14 protein-coding genes are annotated in these 14,089 nt (G+C 73.9%); 8 read left to right on the top strand and 6 right to left on the bottom strand.

Annotated features, from left to right (window positions below):
• Nucleotides 1–160: 160 nt before the first annotated feature.
• Nucleotides 161–430, top strand: a complete 270-nt coding sequence (locus BSL84_RS07405) for a hypothetical protein (RefSeq protein WP_172671376.1) — start codon at nucleotides 161–163, stop codon at nucleotides 428–430.
• A 50-nt stretch (nucleotides 431–480) separates the two neighbouring features.
• On the opposite strand, the gene BSL84_RS07400 is transcribed toward BSL84_RS07405, so the two are convergent.
• From BSL84_RS07400 to BSL84_RS07390, 3 genes are all read right to left on the bottom strand, one after another.
• Entirely contained in the window at nucleotides 481–1,677 is a 1,197-nt protein-coding gene (locus BSL84_RS07400) for a CaiB/BaiF CoA transferase family protein (protein ID WP_075970041.1), read from the bottom strand.
• A gap of 82 nt (nucleotides 1,678–1,759) precedes the next feature.
• On the bottom strand, nucleotides 1,760–2,548 hold the full coding sequence (locus tag BSL84_RS07395; protein ID WP_045324294.1) for an ABC transporter permease: 789 nt from the start codon (nucleotides 2,546–2,548) through the stop codon (nucleotides 1,760–1,762).
• A complete protein-coding gene (locus BSL84_RS07390; RefSeq protein WP_075970040.1) occupies nucleotides 2,545–3,513 on the bottom strand; it encodes an ATP-binding cassette domain-containing protein in 969 nt (322 codons plus the stop codon). The genes BSL84_RS07395 and BSL84_RS07390 overlap by 4 nt, the downstream gene beginning before the upstream one ends.
• A gap of 72 nt (nucleotides 3,514–3,585) precedes the next feature.
• Here BSL84_RS07390 and BSL84_RS07385 point away from each other — a divergent pair, with 72 nt between their 5' ends.
• Nucleotides 3,586–4,311, top strand: coding sequence for a TetR/AcrR family transcriptional regulator (locus tag BSL84_RS07385; RefSeq protein ID WP_075970039.1), 726 nt, complete (start codon nucleotides 3,586–3,588; stop codon nucleotides 4,309–4,311).
• Nucleotides 4,312–4,479: 168 nt separating this feature from the next.
• Here BSL84_RS07385 and BSL84_RS07380 read toward each other — a convergent pair whose 3' ends face one another.
• Nucleotides 4,480–5,604 carry a type ISP restriction/modification enzyme gene (locus BSL84_RS07380; RefSeq protein WP_159393611.1) on the bottom strand — a complete coding sequence of 375 codons (1,125 nt, stop codon included), beginning with the start codon at nucleotides 5,602–5,604 and terminating at the stop codon, nucleotides 4,480–4,482.
• Nucleotides 5,605–5,752: 148 nt separating this feature from the next.
• On the opposite strand from BSL84_RS07380, the gene BSL84_RS36440 reads away from it, so the two are divergent.
• A complete protein-coding gene (locus BSL84_RS36440; protein WP_199816379.1) occupies nucleotides 5,753–5,914 on the top strand; it encodes a hypothetical protein in 162 nt (53 codons plus the stop codon).
• Between the two features lie 46 nt (nucleotides 5,915–5,960).
• On the opposite strand, the gene BSL84_RS07375 is transcribed toward BSL84_RS36440, so the two are convergent.
• Nucleotides 5,961–6,851 (bottom strand): GntR family transcriptional regulator, encoded by an 891-nt coding sequence (locus BSL84_RS07375; RefSeq protein ID WP_420711236.1) that lies wholly within the window; start codon nucleotides 6,849–6,851, stop codon nucleotides 5,961–5,963.
• Nucleotides 6,818–8,161, bottom strand: a complete 1,344-nt coding sequence (gene hmgA, locus BSL84_RS07370; protein ID WP_030030453.1) for a homogentisate 1,2-dioxygenase — start codon at nucleotides 8,159–8,161, stop codon at nucleotides 6,818–6,820. The genes BSL84_RS07375 and hmgA overlap by 34 nt, the downstream gene beginning before the upstream one ends.
• A gap of 157 nt (nucleotides 8,162–8,318) precedes the next feature.
• Between hmgA and BSL84_RS07365 the strand changes: the two genes are divergently transcribed.
• The 5 genes from BSL84_RS07365 to BSL84_RS07345 all read left to right on the top strand — a co-directional run bounded on the left by BSL84_RS07365 (nucleotide 8,319) and on the right by BSL84_RS07345 (nucleotide 13,816).
• Entirely contained in the window at nucleotides 8,319–10,532 is a 2,214-nt protein-coding gene (locus BSL84_RS07365) for a right-handed parallel beta-helix repeat-containing protein (protein WP_075970037.1), read from the top strand.
• The gene (locus BSL84_RS07360) at nucleotides 10,529–11,494 is read left to right on the top strand and encodes a cupredoxin domain-containing protein (RefSeq protein ID WP_234363420.1); all 966 of its coding nucleotides are present in this window, start codon (nucleotides 10,529–10,531) and stop codon (nucleotides 11,492–11,494) included. The genes BSL84_RS07365 and BSL84_RS07360 overlap by 4 nt, the downstream gene beginning before the upstream one ends.
• The gene (locus tag BSL84_RS07355) at nucleotides 11,491–11,793 is read left to right on the top strand and encodes a hypothetical protein (RefSeq protein WP_075970036.1); all 303 of its coding nucleotides are present in this window, start codon (nucleotides 11,491–11,493) and stop codon (nucleotides 11,791–11,793) included. Before BSL84_RS07360 ends, BSL84_RS07355 begins: the two co-directional genes overlap by 4 nt.
• Before the next feature lie 62 nt (nucleotides 11,794–11,855).
• Nucleotides 11,856–13,160, top strand: a complete 1,305-nt coding sequence (locus BSL84_RS07350) for a hypothetical protein (protein ID WP_075972006.1) — start codon at nucleotides 11,856–11,858, stop codon at nucleotides 13,158–13,160.
• A gap of 35 nt (nucleotides 13,161–13,195) precedes the next feature.
• Nucleotides 13,196–13,816 carry a TetR/AcrR family transcriptional regulator gene (locus BSL84_RS07345; RefSeq protein ID WP_075970035.1) on the top strand — a complete coding sequence of 207 codons (621 nt, stop codon included), beginning with the start codon at nucleotides 13,196–13,198 and terminating at the stop codon, nucleotides 13,814–13,816.
• Nucleotides 13,817–14,089: the final 273 nt, after the last annotated feature.

The following is a 14,089-nucleotide window of genomic DNA, read 5'->3' as shown; positions in this document are numbered from 1 at the left end:
CCCGTTCCTGTGCGGAGAGTAATGGGCAACTCCGCTGAGTAATCGTCAACTCCCCGTCGCCGCAGGGGTAATTCACACCACCGGGATACCCGCGCGCGACGCGGGGGCGATAGGGTTAACCTGCCCGGGCCGGGTGCCCTCGTACGGGTGGGGAGAGATCATGGAACAGATAGCAATGCGCAGCAGGCCGCCTCGCGTGCCTGCCATCACCTGCGGCAGCAGTGCGACCAGCTCGCGCCTCGACCGCCACCTCGCCGTGCTGGGCGGACCCGCCGTCCCGCACCGGGAGGCCGCGGAGGCGACGCTGCTGATGCGCGAGCTCACCTCCCGCGACCACACGCACCGTCTGCGGAGCCGGAGCGCGCGCGTCTCGCTCTTCGCGCCGCTGCGCCGTCTGCGTCGCACGCTCTTCGGCAGCCGCCGCTCGTAACAGCCCCCGCACCCGCGGCCGTTCGTCCTACCCGGCTCGGCCACCCGGCCCTACGCGATCACACCGTCCCGGCGCAGTTCCGAGATCCGTGCGCCCGCCATCCCCAGGGCGCGCAGGAGACCGTCGGTGTGCTCACCCAGCGCGGGCACCGCACCCATGTGCGGTGCCGCGCCGCCCGGCAGCCCGATCGGCGGCAGCAGGGCCCGCAGCGGACCCGCCGGCGATCCCACCTCCCGCCACCGGTCCCGGGCCGCGAGCTGCGGATGCCCGGCCAGTTGGGCCACCGAGTTCAGCCGCGCGCAGGCGATGCCCGCCGCCTCCAGGCGTCCGATCGCCTCGTCCGCGTCCAGCCGGCCCAGCGCCTGCGCCACGACCGCGTCGGTCTTCTCCCGGTTCCCGGTCCGCGCCGTGTTCGTCGCGTACGCCGGATCATCAGCCAACTCCGGCTGTTCCAGCACCTGTTGTGCCAGCCGCCGCCATTCGCGGTCGTTCTGCACCGACAGCAGCACCCGGTCCCCGTCCGCCGTCGCGTAGGCGTCGTACGGGGCGATCACCGCGTGCGCCAGGCCGGTGCGCACGGGCTGCTCACCGCCGTGCATCGTGTGGTGCAGCGGATGCCCCATCCACTCGGCGAGCGCGTCCAGCATGGACACCTCCACGCGGCCCCCGCGCCCGGTCGCGCCGCGGCGCAGCAGCGCGGCGAGCACCCCCGAGAAGGCGTACATGGCCGCCGCGATGTCGGCGGCCGGGATCCCCGCCTTGACGGGCTGCTCCGGGGTGCCGGTCACCGACACCAGCCCCGCCTCGCACTGCACGAGCATGTCGTAGGCCCGCTTGTGGGCGTACGGGCCCTGCGCGCCGTAGCCCGAGACGTCCACGGCGACCAGCCGCGGATAGCGGGCGCACAGCGCGGCCGAGTCCAGCCCGAGGCGGGCCGCGGCCCCCTGCGCGAGGTTCTGTACGAAGACGTCCGCGCCCGCCAGCAGGCCGTGCAGCACCTCACGGCCGCGCGGGTCCTTCAGGTCGACGGCGATCGACTCCTTGCCCCGGTTGGCCCACACGAAGTGCGAGGCGAGACCGTGCGCGGCGGTGTCGTAGCCGCGGGCGAAGTCGCCGCCGTCGGGGCGCTCGACCTTGATCACCCGGGCGCCGAGGTCGGCGAGCTGGCGGGTGGCGAAAGGGGCCGATACGGCCTGCTCGACGGCGACGACGGTGATGCCGTCCAGGGGCAGCGGTTCGGTGGTCATGAAGCCCTGCCTACCGGGTAGCGGGGGTGTCTGTCACCACTCGGCGGACGATATGCGCCGTTGATCGCCTATGGGAGGCGCGTCAGGCGCCGCCGCGCCCGAACCTCCGCGTGGCCGGCGGCACGAACACCGCGAGGAGCGCCAGCGACCACAGCAGCGCGCCGGCCACCGGATGCGCGACGGGCCAGGCCGCGCCCGAGGCGGCCTGCGCCCCGGCGTTCCCGCACAGCTCGCGCACGGCCGTGGCGACCGCGCTGATCGGGTTCCACTCGGCGATCGTGCGCAGCCACCCGGGCAGGCCTTCCGTCGGCAGGTACGCGCTGGACAGCATCGGCAGGACGAAGGTGGCGCCGCCCAGCTGGCCGGCCGCCTCCTCGCTGCGGCTCAGCAGGCCCAGGTACGTGCCCACCCAGGCGGTGGCGAAGCGGAACAGCAGCAGCACGCCCAGGGCCGCCAGCGCGCCGGGCAGGCCGTTCTCGATCCGCCAGCCCATCGCCACTCCCACCAGCATCAGCGGCACCATCGACACGCCGGTGGTGAGCAGGTCGGCCGCGGTCTGACCGAGCGGGACGGCGGTCCGGCTCATCGGCAGGGTGCGGAAGCGGTCCGTCACCCCGCGGTGGGAGTCCTGCGCGGCCGTGAACATGCCGGCCATCAGGCCGTTCGCGGCCGTGGCGGCGAGCAGTCCAGGGACCAGGAACTCCCGGTACTCGGCGGCGGGCATGGCGAGGGCGCTGCCGAAGACGTAGCCGAAGAACAGCAGCATCGTGATCGGCATGGTCTGGGTGAGGATCAGCAGGGCCGGTGCGTGGCGGGCCTTCTGGAGCTGGCGGGTGAGGACGGCGGCGCCGTCGTACAGCAGGGCGCTCATGCGGCGGACTCCTGTTCCGTGCGGTCGGTCCGGGCCTGGGTGAGGCGGAGGAACACCTCGTCGAGGGTGGGCGGGCGCAGGCGGGCGTCGGTGACGGGGACGCCGGCGGTGTCGAGTTCGCGGATGATCCGCGGCAGGGTGATCCCACCGTCGGGGAAGGTCACCCCGACCGTCAGCCGTTCCTCGTCGAGGACCGGCCGGCCGCCGGTGAGCCGGTCCAGTACGGCGGCTGCGCCCGCGAGTTGTTCCCGCGCGGTGACGGCGACCTCGGCGCGGGATCCGATCAGGGCCTTGAGGCGGGCCGGGGGGCCGCCGGCGAGGACCCGGCCCTCGGAGACGACCACGACGTCGTCGGCCAGCCGGTCCGCCTCCTTCAGGTACTGGGTGGTGAGCAGCACCGTGGTGCCCTCCTGGGAGAGCGCGCGCACCGCGGCCCAGATGTGCTCGCGGGCGGCCGGGTCGAGGCCGGTGGTGGGTTCGTCGAGGAAGAGCACCCGGGGCCGGGTGACGAGGCCGGCGGCCAGGTCCAGGCGCCGCCGCATGCCGCCCGACCAGGTCGATGCCATCCGGTCGGCGGCCTCGCCGAGCCCGAAGCGCTCCAGCAGCCCGTCGGCGCGGGAGCGGGCCCGGGAGCCGCGCAGGCCGGCGAGCCGCGCGAACAGCCGCAGGTTCTCGCGGCCCGTCAGGCCGCCGTCCACGGAGGCGTACTGGCCCGTCACGCCGATCGCGCGGCGGACCGCCGCCGGGTCGCGGGCGACGTCGTGGCCGGCGACGAGCGCGCGGCCGCCGGTGGGTGCGGTGAGGGTGGTCAGGACCCGGACGGTGGTGGTCTTGCCCGCGCCGTTGGGGCCGAGGAGGCCGCAGACGGAGCCCTCGGGGACGGCCAGGTCGAGCCCGCGCAGGGCACGGACCTGCCCGTAGCTCTTCTCCAGACCCTCACTAAGTACAGCGTACGTAGTAGTCATGTCCGCACGGTACCTCATTACGTACGGCGTACGTAACTAAGATGGTGTCGAGACGACGAGGTGATCTGAGCTATGGCAACCGGCGGGCGACCCGCTGAACCCGAAGTGATCTGGTCCCGCCCCCAGCGGGCCGGCCGTGGCCCCAGGCCCGCGCACAGCCGCGAGTCGATCGCGGCCGAGGCCGTGCGGATCGCCGACGCGGAGGGGATCGAGGCCGTGTCCATGCGGCGCGTCGCCGCCGGGATCGGCGCCGGCACGATGTCCCTCTACAACTACGTGCCGCGCAAGGAGGAGCTCTACGAACTGATGGTCGACGCGGTCAGCGGGGAGTACGAGTACACCGCGCCGACCGGCGACTGGCGGGCCGACCTGCTGGCCCTCGCCCGCCAGACGCGGGCGCTGATGCACCGGCACCCGTGGCTGCCGCGCCTGCTGAGCCCCGTGTACGGCTTCAGCCCGAACGCCCTTCGCTACCTGGAGCACAGCCTGGAGTGCCTGGCCCCGCTGGACGTCCCCGACGCCGAGAAGCTGGAACTCGTGGCCGCCGTGAACGGCACCGTCGCGACGTATGTGGCCGGTGAGCTGGCCCTGGCCGAGCGGGCCCGCGCGCTGCCCTGGAGCGAGGAGGAGGAGCAGGGTGTACGGACGGCCTGGCTCGGCTCCCGCCTGGCCTCGGGGGAGTACCCGCGGCTGGCGGCGGCCGTCTCGGGCACCGGCCCGGTCCCCGGCGCGGGCCTGGACATGGGCGCGGTCTTCGACCGCTCGGTGTCCCGACTCCTGGGCGCCTGGGGGCCCTAGGGCCTGTGTCGAGTTGCCCCGCGGCGTCGCGACGCCCGGCACGCACCGAACGCCGCTCCTTGCTCCACGGGGCAACTCGATACACGCCCTAGGCGGGGTCCGGCGGCCGGGGCGGAACCCGGGGCGTCCGCCACCGCCCCACGGGCGGGCGCCGGGGCGGCCGGCCGGTCAGAGCAGGGCGAACTGGCCGCCCGGGCCCTCCTCCTGGTGGTCCAGCACCGAGGCCGGACGCCGGCTCCACGCCGGAGCCGGCAGCACCCCGGCCGCCCGCAGCTCGGCGGCCGACAGGCCCGGCCCGGGCTCGAACGCGGCCCGCTCCGGGGCCAGCTCGGCCAGCAGCGCCAGCGTGGTCACCAGCGCGAGCAGCTCCGAGGTCCAGCTCTGCGGCCACGCGGCGGGGCCCAGCGCCGCCAGGCCGTCCGCCTCCGGTCCGCGGTGCGCCGTACGCGCCGCGAACCAGCTCTCCAGCACGCGCACGCCCCGCACCTCGTACTCCCACGCCGAGGCCGGCACCGGGGAGACGGTCCCGGCGCCCACCGCCAGCGTCTCGGTCTCCGCGTCGTACGACAGCCCGCCCGGCCACGCCCCGACCGCGGAGCGGACGTACGGGCGGCGCCCGCCGGGGAGCCGGGGCGCCTCGCCGCCGCGCGCCCCGCGCAACTGGACGGTGAGCAGCCGCCGGCCCAGCTCCAGCCCGGCCCGCCACCTCCCCGAATCGGCGGCGAGCGGCACCTCGTACCCCCGCGGGCCCGGCCGGCCGGCCGCCAGGATCCAGCACAGCACGTCCCGCGGAGCCACCGGGCCGCCGTGCAGCCCGTCCAGCAGCGCCGGCAGGCCGGGCGCGAGGTTGGGCTCGGAGCCGCCCGGGCGCCGGTACAGGGGGCGGATCGGGCCGAGCCGCCCGGCCGGGAGGTAGGCGGTGGCCAGCGGCTCCGGGGACCCGACGAGGATCAGCTGGTGCTCGTCCAGGACCCGCCAGAGCTCCGGGCGGGCGGTGTCGATCAGCCGCTGGTCGGGCAGCAGCCACTGCTCGTCGAAGGGCTCGCGCAGCACCCGTACGGGGTCGGGGCAGGGGCCGGGGGCATCGGCGAACCCGGCCGTACCCGCCGATCGCTGACCGGGCAGCGCGGCGGCGGACGCGGTGGGCGTGCGGCTGCGGCTCGGGCGGAACAGCCGGTCCCGCTCGGCGCCCTCGGCGCCCGCCAGAACAGCCCAGCGGGTGCGCAGGGCCGCGGGGTCGGGCGAGGCCACCCAGTCCCGGCCCAGGCGCAGGCCGCCCACGGCCCAGGGCATCAGCTCGTCCAGCAGCGGGTCCGGCTGCGGTGTGTCAGCGCTCACGCCGCCGATGGTAACGACGGGCTTCGGCGCCCGGGCCGGGTCCAGGCCGAAGAGCTACGCTGCTTATGTACGGATACGTACGGTATCGACCGAGGAGGCGGTCATGAGCCAGTACGACGAGTACTCGACTCCCTCGCAGGCCGAAGGAGAACGCCTCGACGAGGACATGGACGAGGCCCAGCGCAAGCAGCTCCACCCCCAGACGACGCGGACGACGCCGTCCCAGGCGGAGGGCGAGCGGACCGCCGACGACGAGAAGAAGTGACGCGGTCGGCGGTCGACCGGCGACGGGCGCTGCCGGCGCGGCGCCGTCAGTGCGCGTCGACCGTCACCGTGAAGGAGAACCGGTCGCCCCGGTAGCGGATCCTGGCCACGTCCACCACCCGGCCGTCCTCGTCGTAGGTCACGCCCGTGTAGTGCAGGATCGGGCTGAGGAGCGGGACCTGGAGCAGTTCGGCCGTCTCCGGGTCCGCGAGCCGGGCCTCCACGGTGTCCGTGATGCGGCTGATGCGCACCCCGACGACGTCCCGCAGCACCTTCGTCATCGGCCAGCGCTCAAGGTCGGCGAGGTCGACGGCGTCGGCGAACTCGGGCAGTACCGCGTTCTCCGCCCAGTTGGTCGGCTCGCCGCTCTCGCGGTCGCGCCGCAGACGCCGGTACGTGACCACCTCGGGGGTCCCGGGGAAGTGCTCCAGCAGCTCCCCGGCCACGGGCGTGCGCCCGTGGCCGAGGACGGTCGTGCTGTCACCCGACTGCTGGGCCACGATCGCGTCGACCGAGCCCAGCAGCCGCACCGGGGTGCTGCGCAGCGCGCCCGGCTCGATGAAGGTGCCCCGCCGCCGGTGCCGGCTGATCAGCCCCTCGCCCTCCAGCTCCTTGAGCGCCTGCCGCATGGTCAGCACGCTCACCCCGTAGTGCTCGGCGAGCTGCTCCTCGGTGGGCAGGCGCAGGGAGGAGTCCGGGGTCCGCCCCAGTATCGAGGCGCGCAGTGACTGCGAGACCTGGTACCAGAGCGGAAGCTTCCGGTTCAGAACCAGCGAGTCGGGGGCGAAGGCGGTCACGGGTGGATCTCCGAACGGCTGACGGCTGACGGGTGGCGCTGGACGGCTGGACGGCTGCACGGTTGCACGGTGCTGACGTGCGGCGGATGCAGGGTACGCAGTGCCCGTCAGGCGCGGAAGTGGCGCTGCAGACCCTGCCATACGTCGTCGTAACCGCGCTGGAGGTGGTCCGCGCCGGCCGCCTGGGCGGTGGCGGTGATCGGCCAGCGGGTCTCGAACATGAAGGCCAGGCCGTCGTCGATCTTCTGCGGCTTCAGCTCGGCGGCGCTGGCCCGGTCGAAGGTCTCCCGGTCCGGGCCGTGTGCGGACATCATGTTGTGGAGCGAGCCGCCGCCGGGGACGAAGCCCTCCGCCTTGGCGTCGTAGGCGCCCTCGATGAGGCCCATGTACTCGCTCATCACGTTGCGGTGGAAGTACGGCGGACGGAAGGTGTCCTCGCCGACCAGCCAGCGCGGCGCGAACACCACGAAGTCCACGCCCGCCAGGCCCGGGGTGTCCGAGGGCGAGGTCAGGACGGTGAAGATCGACGGGTCCGGGTGGTCGTAGCTGATCGTGCCCAGGACGTTGAAGCGGCGCAGGTCGTAGACGTACGGGACGTGCGTGCCGTACCAGGCGACCACGTCGAGCGGCGAGTGGCCGTAGGTGGCCGACCAGAGGTTGCCGCAGAACTTGTTGATCACTTCGGTGGGGCGCTCGACGTCCTCGTAGGCGGCCACCGGAGCGCGGAAGTCCCGCGCCGCGGCGAGGCCGTTGGCGCCGATCGGGCCGAGGTCGGGCAGTTCGAAGGGCTGGCCGTAGTTCTCGCAGACGTAGCCGCGGGCGTCGGTGTCCAGCAGCTCGACGCGGAAGCGGACGCCGCGCGGGATCAGCGCCACCTCGCCCGGGCGGGCGCTGAGCAGGCCCATCTCGGTGCGCAGGAGCAGGCCGCCGCGCTCGGGGACGATCAGCAGCTCGCCGTCGGAGTCGCTGAACACCCGGTCGGTCATGGAGGTGTTGGCGGCGTAGAGGTGGACGGCCATGCCGGAGCGCTGGGTCGCGTCGCCGTTGCCGCCGAGGGTCCACAGGCCGGCGAGGAAGTCGGTGCCGGGGGCCGGGTCGGGCAGCGGGTTCCAGCGCAGCCGGTTCGGGTCCGCGGGCACCTCGGTGAAGGGCGCGGTGCGCAGGGCGCCGTTGTCGACGCGCGTGAAGGGCGGGTGCGCGGCCGAGGGGCGGATCCGGTAGAGCCAGGAGCGGCGGTTGTGGCTGCGGGGCTCGGTGAAGGCGCTGCCGCTGAGCTGCTCGGCGTAGAGGCCGAGGGGCGCGCGCTGGGGCGAGTTCCGGCCGAGCGGCAGTGCGCCGGGGACGGCTTCGGAGCTGTGTTCGTTGCCGAAGCCGGTGAGGTACTCCAGTGCCTCGGCCGTCTTCCTGGCCTGCTCGCCGCCGGCCCGCGCGCTGTCGGCCTGCTCGCTCATGTGCTGCTCCCGCTCCGTCGAAGGAATCCTATGGTCGACAGTAGGATTCCGCGGCCCGCACGTCAACGGCGCCCTTCGGGGAATCGAGGGTGCGGATCCACTCGGATTCACTCCGAGGGGGCTCACAAAAGATGAACATTGCTCTACTCTCACGCGCATGTCGTGGACCCGCAGGTTCCCTGCCGTGCCGGCGGCGCTCCTCGCCGCCCTCATCGCGCTCCTGTCCCTCTTCGCCGCCGCGCCCGCCGCCCGCGCACACGAAGAGCGCCCGGTCACCTTCCCGGACGGCTCCGGATCCGTCCCGGAGTACCGCAAGGCCGACCCCGACCTCATCGTCTGCAAGACGGACCGGCCCGCCTTCGAACGCCGGATATCCGCCTTCCCCGAAGACCTCAGGACCCGCAACCTCGCCCTGTACGAGCGGTGCGAGAAGAGCGGCTACCGGCACCTCCAGGAAGCCGTCGACGCCGTCGACCGCCCCGGAATGAACATCGCGATCCTCCCCGGCCTCTACGAGGAGGAGCCCTCACTGCCCGCACCGGCGGGGGAGTGCGCCGCGCTCAAGGCACCCGACTCCGCACTCGGCTACCAGATCCTGACCTACGAGCAGCAGGTGCGGTGCCGCCACAACCAGAACCTCGTCGCCATACTCGGCAAGAAGAACCTGCAGATCGAGGGCACCGGCGCGTCCCGGCTCGACGTGGTCATCGACGCCAAGTACCAGAAGCTCAACGCCATCCGCGCCGACAAGTCCGACGGCGTCTACTTCCGCAACTTCACCGCCCAGCGCACCACCTTCAACTCGCTGTACGTCCTCGCCGCCGACGGCTTCGTCATCGACGACGTGCTCACCCGCTGGAACGACGAATACGGCTTCCTGACCTTCGCCAGCGACCACGGGCTCTACAAGAACTGCGAGTCCTACGGGAACGGCGACTCGGGCATCTACCCCGGCAGCGCGTCCGACATCAACGACGGCCGCGGCTACGAGGTCCCCCGCTACTCCATCGAGATCACCGGCTGCCGCAGCCACCACAACATGGTCGGCTACTCCGGCACGGCGGGCGACTCGGTCTGGGTGCACGACAACGAGTTCGACCACAACATGGGCGGCGCCTCGATGGACAGCGCCTTCCCCGGACACCCCGGACTCCCGCAGAACCACGCCAAGTTCGAACGCAACCTCATCCACGACAACAACCAGGACTACTACCGCCACGTAGCCGACGGAACCTGCGCCAAGCCGCCCATCGAGCGCGGGTACGAGCGCGGGGTCGTCTGCCCGCAGATCTCCATGCCGCCCGGCACCGGCATCATCACCGCCGGCGGAAACTGGAACCTCTACGAGGACAACTGGGTCTACGGGCACGACCGCGCCGGCTTCTTCCTCAGCGCCGTCCCCGCCTTCATCCGCGGCGAGGAGGCCTGGTCGAAGCAGACCGACACCTCCCACCACAACCGGTACGCCGGCAACGTGCTCGGCAAGGACAGGTCCGGCGCCTCCCGCCCCAACGGCATGGACGTCTGGTGGGACGGCCAGGGCAGGGGCAACTGCTGGCAGGACGGACCCGACGGCTCCACCCCGGGCACCCTCCCGCGCTGCGGCGAACAGCGCGGCGCCGTCTCGGGCGCCTCGGCCCGCCTCGCCGGCGAGCCCGTCAAGCTGGTCCAGCTCCTGGTCTGCGCGGACTACAGCGTCCAGGCGCGCAAACTCCCGGCCGGCTGCGACTGGTACGGCGCGCGCGGCCTGGAACGCGTCGAGACCCAGCTCGCACTCGCCGTGGCCGCGGTGCTGCTCCTGGTCGGCGGGGTCCTGTGGTGGCGCCGCCTGCGCGGCTCCCGCCTGGGCACGGCCGCCGCACTGGCCGGACTGGCGGGCCTGGCCCTGGACGTGGCCGGCTCCACCACACCCCTGACCGCCACCCCCGTCCCCGCACTCGCCCTCCTGCTGCTCGGCCTGTGGTGGGCCGGAGCCGGCCTGGTGCTGCGCCCCACCCGCCCCTGGCTGGCCCGCCTGACCCTGCTGCTGGCCGGACTGACCCTCCTGGACGCCTTCGACAAGGCGGTCCTGATGATCCCGTGGACCCCCCTGAGCCCCGCCTGGGTGCGATCCCTGGTGGCCGTGGTCTGGATCCTGTGGGCGGTCGTTGCCTCCGCCCGCCCCGGCCCGACCCCCGCCCGCCCCGAAGGCCCGGCCGGCGACGACCCCGCGGGCGACCGCGCCCCGACCCCGACCGGCCCCGCCCCCTCCCGCCGCCGACCCCAGCCGTCACAAGAGCCGAACGCCCCCCGGACGACCGAGGCACCCCCACAAGCCCCCCAGCCCGCCGGATCCAACCAGCCGCCCCAGGCCGCCGGAGGCCAGGCATGACCGGCCGGCAGGAGAGCCGGATCCGGTACGCCGGGCCAGGCATGACCGGCCGGCCGGAGGACCGGATCCGGGGCGACGCCGGCGGGACGCCGCCGCGCGCGGCCCGCGAGGCGACGTACCCCCGAACCGCCCGCCGCGCGGCCCTGCTCGCCCTCGCCCTGCTCCTCGCCGGCGGCGCGGCGACGGGCTGCGGCGGGCGGGCCACCACCCACCACAAACCCGGGACCAGCCACGAGCAGGCCTCCGGCAGTGTCGGCACCCTGCTCCCCGCCGCCGACGCGGCAGGCCACAAGCTTCGCGAGGTCCCCGCCGAGGGGGCCCCGGAAGTCCAACTGTCCGTCCGCCCCGACTCCGAAGACGGCTGGAACCTCCAACTGGGCGTGAAGAACTTCCGTTTCACACCCGACAGCACCGGCGGAGCCGCCCTCCCGGGCGCCGGACACGCCCACCTGGAACTCGACGGACGCAAAATCGCCCGGGTGTACGGCCCCTGGTTCCACCTGCCCGCAGCACAGGTGCCCGAGGGCGCGCACACCCTGACCGTCCGCCTCTACGCCGACGACCACACCGCCTGGGCGGTGTCCGGCAAGCCCGTCGAGGGCTCGGCGCAGCTCACCGCCCCCGCACCGGGCCGGTCCGGAGGGCACGGCCACGGCGACTCCCCGTCCACCCAACCCCCGGCGCCGGGCCAGGAGCAGGCGGACCGCACGGTTGTCATCACCGTCCGGGACGGCAAGGTCAGCCCCGCCCCGGCCCGCACCGAGCTGCGGCGCGGCGAAGGCGTCGCCCTGCGCGTCACCAGCGACCGCGCGGACACCTTGCACGTCCACGGCTATGACAAGGAACTCGCCCTGCCCGCAGGCCAGGAGGCCACCCTGACCCTGACGGCCGACCGCACGGGCCTCTTCGAGGTCGAGACCCACGAGTCCCGGCTCGTCCTGACCCAACTCCTCGTCCGATGACCGCCCCCGACGCCGCGGCGGCCCCCGCTGACCGTACGCCCGACCCTGACCGCGCACCCGACCCCGTCCCCACCCCCGACGCCGCGGAGGCCCCCGCCCCCGCCCCCGCCCCCGACCTCGCCCCCGACCTCGCGCCGGCCCAGTGGCCGCGGGTGTCGGCCCAGGGGCAGAGCCGAGGCCCAGGTCCGGCCGCGCATCCCGCCTGCGGGCCGGCCGTGCCACCCGGGCTCGGGCCCGAGCCCGGGGCGCACGACCGCTCCGAGGGCGGCGGCTTGGTGTGGCGGGCGGTCCGACGGTGAGCGCGGGCCCGCTCGGGCCGGGGACGCTTCCGGTCGCCGGCGGTGACGGCCACGGCCAGGGCGTGGTCCTTCACCCGGCCGAACCGCTCACCGCGCTCGCGCACGGAATCGGCTCCCAGCACGATCTGCCGATCTCTCCCTTCTACGCATTCGCCGGCGCATTCGCCGCCTTGTTCGTCTCCTTCCTCGCGCTCGGCCTGCTCTGGTCCACCTCCCGCTTCCGCGGAGAGGACTCGGGCCTCGCCCTGCCCGCCGCCCTCCAGCGGGTGGCCGACGCGCCGGCCACCCGAACCGCCCTGCGCGGGCTGGGACTCACCGCCGCGCTCCTCGTCCTGTTCCACCTCCTCCTCGGTCCCGACGACCCCGCGCACAACCCCGCTCCCGGCGCCGTCTACGTCCTCCTCTGGGTCGGACTCGTGCCCGCCTCCCTTCTCCTAGGCCCCGTCTGGCGCCTGCTCAACCCGCTCCGCACCCTGCACCGCCTGCTCACCAGGGCCCTGCGCCGCCCCGTCACCGGCCACCACCCCCTCCCCGCCCGGCTGGGGCTGTGGCCCGCCGCCGCCGGACTGTCCGCCTTCACCTGGCTCGAACTGGTCTCACCCGATCCCGCATCCAGCACCGCCCTCCTGATCGCGCTCGCCACCTACACCACCTCCCAGCTGCTGTTCGCCGCCCGCTACGGCGAGAGCTGGTTCGCCGCCGGCGACGCCTTCGAGGTGTACTCCGCCCTCTTCGCCCGTCTCTCCCCCCTCGGCCGCCGCAGCGACGGCCGCCTCGTCCTGCGCAACCCCTTCCACGGACTCGACGCGACGCCCGAGCGGCCCGGTCTCGTCGCCACCGTCTGCGTCCTCCTCGGGTCCACCGCCTACGACGGCTTCTCCGACAACCCCTCCTGGATCAACGCCCTTCAGACCTCCCCCCTCGGCCGCACCCCCACGGCCACACTCGGACTGCTCGGCTCCATCGCCCTCGTCGCCACCCTCTACTGCCTGTGCGCCGCGGCCACCCGCCTCGTCAGCGGCCCGCACCCCGGCCCGCTGACCGCCTTCGCGCACTCACTCGTCCCGATCGCCCTCGGCTATCTCATCGCCCACTACTTCTCCCTCCTTGTAGTCGAAGGACCACGCACGGTAAGCATGGCACTCGGCACTGACAACGCTCCCGAACCCGCTCCACCACTGGGCCCCGGCGGCCTCGCCGCCCTCCAGGTCATCGCCGTCGTCACCGGCCACGTCCTCGGTGTCGTCGCGGCCCACGACCGTTCCGTGCGCCTCTTCCCGCCCGCGAAAGCGGTCGCCGGGCAGCTGCCCCTGCTCGCTCTGATGATCACTTACACGATCGGGGGCCTCAGCCTCCTGCTGAACTGAGGCCCCCGCCCTACCCGCGAGCGAGGAGCGGCATGATGGACCCCGTGCCTCCCGCCCACTCCCTGCGCCGTACGCCGATCCAGCAGCGCAGCGCCGACCGGCTCGCCCGGATCCTCGACGCCTGCGCCGAACTGCTCGACGAAACCGGGTACGAGAACCTCAGCACCCGCGCCGTCGCCCAGCGCGCCGGCGTACCGATCGGCTCCGTCTACCGTTTCTTCGGCAACAAGCGGGCCATGGCCACCGCCCTCGCCCACCGCAACCTCGACCGCTACGCCGACGGCATCGCCAACCGCCTCGCCGCCCTCCCCGCCACCCACTGGCGGCCGGTGGTGGACGCCGTACTGGACGAGTACCTGGCGATGAAGCGCGGTGTGCCCGGTTTCGCGCTCGTCGACTTCGGCGTGCCCGCGCCGCCGGCCGACGACCCTGAAAGCGACCCCAACCACCAGGTCGCCGCCCGCCTGACCGAACTCCTCTCCGCGCACCTGGGCCTGACCCCCGACGCCGCACTGGAGCGCGCCGTCCTCGTCGCGGTCGAAGCCACCGACGCGCTGATCCAACTGGCCTTCCGCACCGACCCGGCCGGAGACCCCGGGATCGTGGCCGAGACCCGCGCGATGATGCACGCCTACCTGGCCCGCGTGCTGGACTGAGGGCGGTCCCGTAATCCCTGGCGAATCGGCGCGCGGTGTCGGATGCGGTGCATCGCAAGGCGGAGGAGCGTCCCCATACTGGGCGTCTGCGGGCGCTTTGCGACAACGCGGCGAGGCGCCGTAGCCGGCGCCGCGCGCCCGCGGGGGATCACGGGACAGCCCTCAGGGGTGTCCGCCCCTGCCGGAGCCCTCCCGCTGCGCCCGGGCGCAGGCCTGGCGCGCCGCGTACCGCCACCGTGAACGCTCTCGCCACCGTGCCTACCGGTCGGTATG

Source organism: Streptomyces sp. TN58 (assembly GCF_001941845.1).
Taxonomy (GTDB): domain Bacteria; phylum Actinomycetota; class Actinomycetes; order Streptomycetales; family Streptomycetaceae; genus Streptomyces.
Note: the sequence above shows the minus strand (reverse complement) of the source record. Positions and strands in the feature narration are given on the sequence as shown.

What these genes read in the sequence shown, in the direction of transcription:
- BSL84_RS07405 (WP_172671376.1), top strand. Translation starts at nt 161, where the DNA reads ATGGAACAGATAGCAATGCGCAGCAGGCCGCCTCGCGTGCCTGCCATC.
- BSL84_RS07400 (WP_075970041.1), bottom strand. Translation starts at nt 1,677, where the DNA reads ATGACCACCGAACCGCTGCCCCTGGACGGCATCACCGTCGTCGCCGTC.
- BSL84_RS07395 (WP_045324294.1), bottom strand. Translation starts at nt 2,548, where the DNA reads ATGAGCGCCCTGCTGTACGACGGCGCCGCCGTCCTCACCCGCCAGCTC.
- BSL84_RS07390 (WP_075970040.1), bottom strand. Translation starts at nt 3,513, where the DNA reads ATGACTACTACGTACGCTGTACTTAGTGAGGGTCTGGAGAAGAGCTAC.
- BSL84_RS07385 (WP_075970039.1), top strand. Translation starts at nt 3,586, where the DNA reads ATGGCAACCGGCGGGCGACCCGCTGAACCCGAAGTGATCTGGTCCCGC.
- BSL84_RS07380 (WP_159393611.1), bottom strand. Translation starts at nt 5,604, where the DNA reads ATGCCCTGGGCCGTGGGCGGCCTGCGCCTGGGCCGGGACTGGGTGGCC.
- BSL84_RS36440 (WP_199816379.1), top strand. Translation starts at nt 5,753, where the DNA reads ATGAGCCAGTACGACGAGTACTCGACTCCCTCGCAGGCCGAAGGAGAA.
- BSL84_RS07375 (WP_420711236.1), bottom strand. Translation starts at nt 6,851, where the DNA reads ATGGCAGGGTCTGCAGCGCCACTTCCGCGCCTGACGGGCACTGCGTAC.
- hmgA (WP_030030453.1), bottom strand. Translation starts at nt 8,161, where the DNA reads ATGAGCGAGCAGGCCGACAGCGCGCGGGCCGGCGGCGAGCAGGCCAGG.
- BSL84_RS07365 (WP_075970037.1), top strand. Translation starts at nt 8,319, where the DNA reads ATGTCGTGGACCCGCAGGTTCCCTGCCGTGCCGGCGGCGCTCCTCGCC.
- BSL84_RS07360 (WP_234363420.1), top strand. Translation starts at nt 10,529, where the DNA reads ATGACCGGCCGGCAGGAGAGCCGGATCCGGTACGCCGGGCCAGGCATG.
- BSL84_RS07355 (WP_075970036.1), top strand. Translation starts at nt 11,491, where the DNA reads ATGACCGCCCCCGACGCCGCGGCGGCCCCCGCTGACCGTACGCCCGAC.
- BSL84_RS07345 (WP_075970035.1), top strand. Translation starts at nt 13,196, where the DNA reads ATGGACCCCGTGCCTCCCGCCCACTCCCTGCGCCGTACGCCGATCCAG.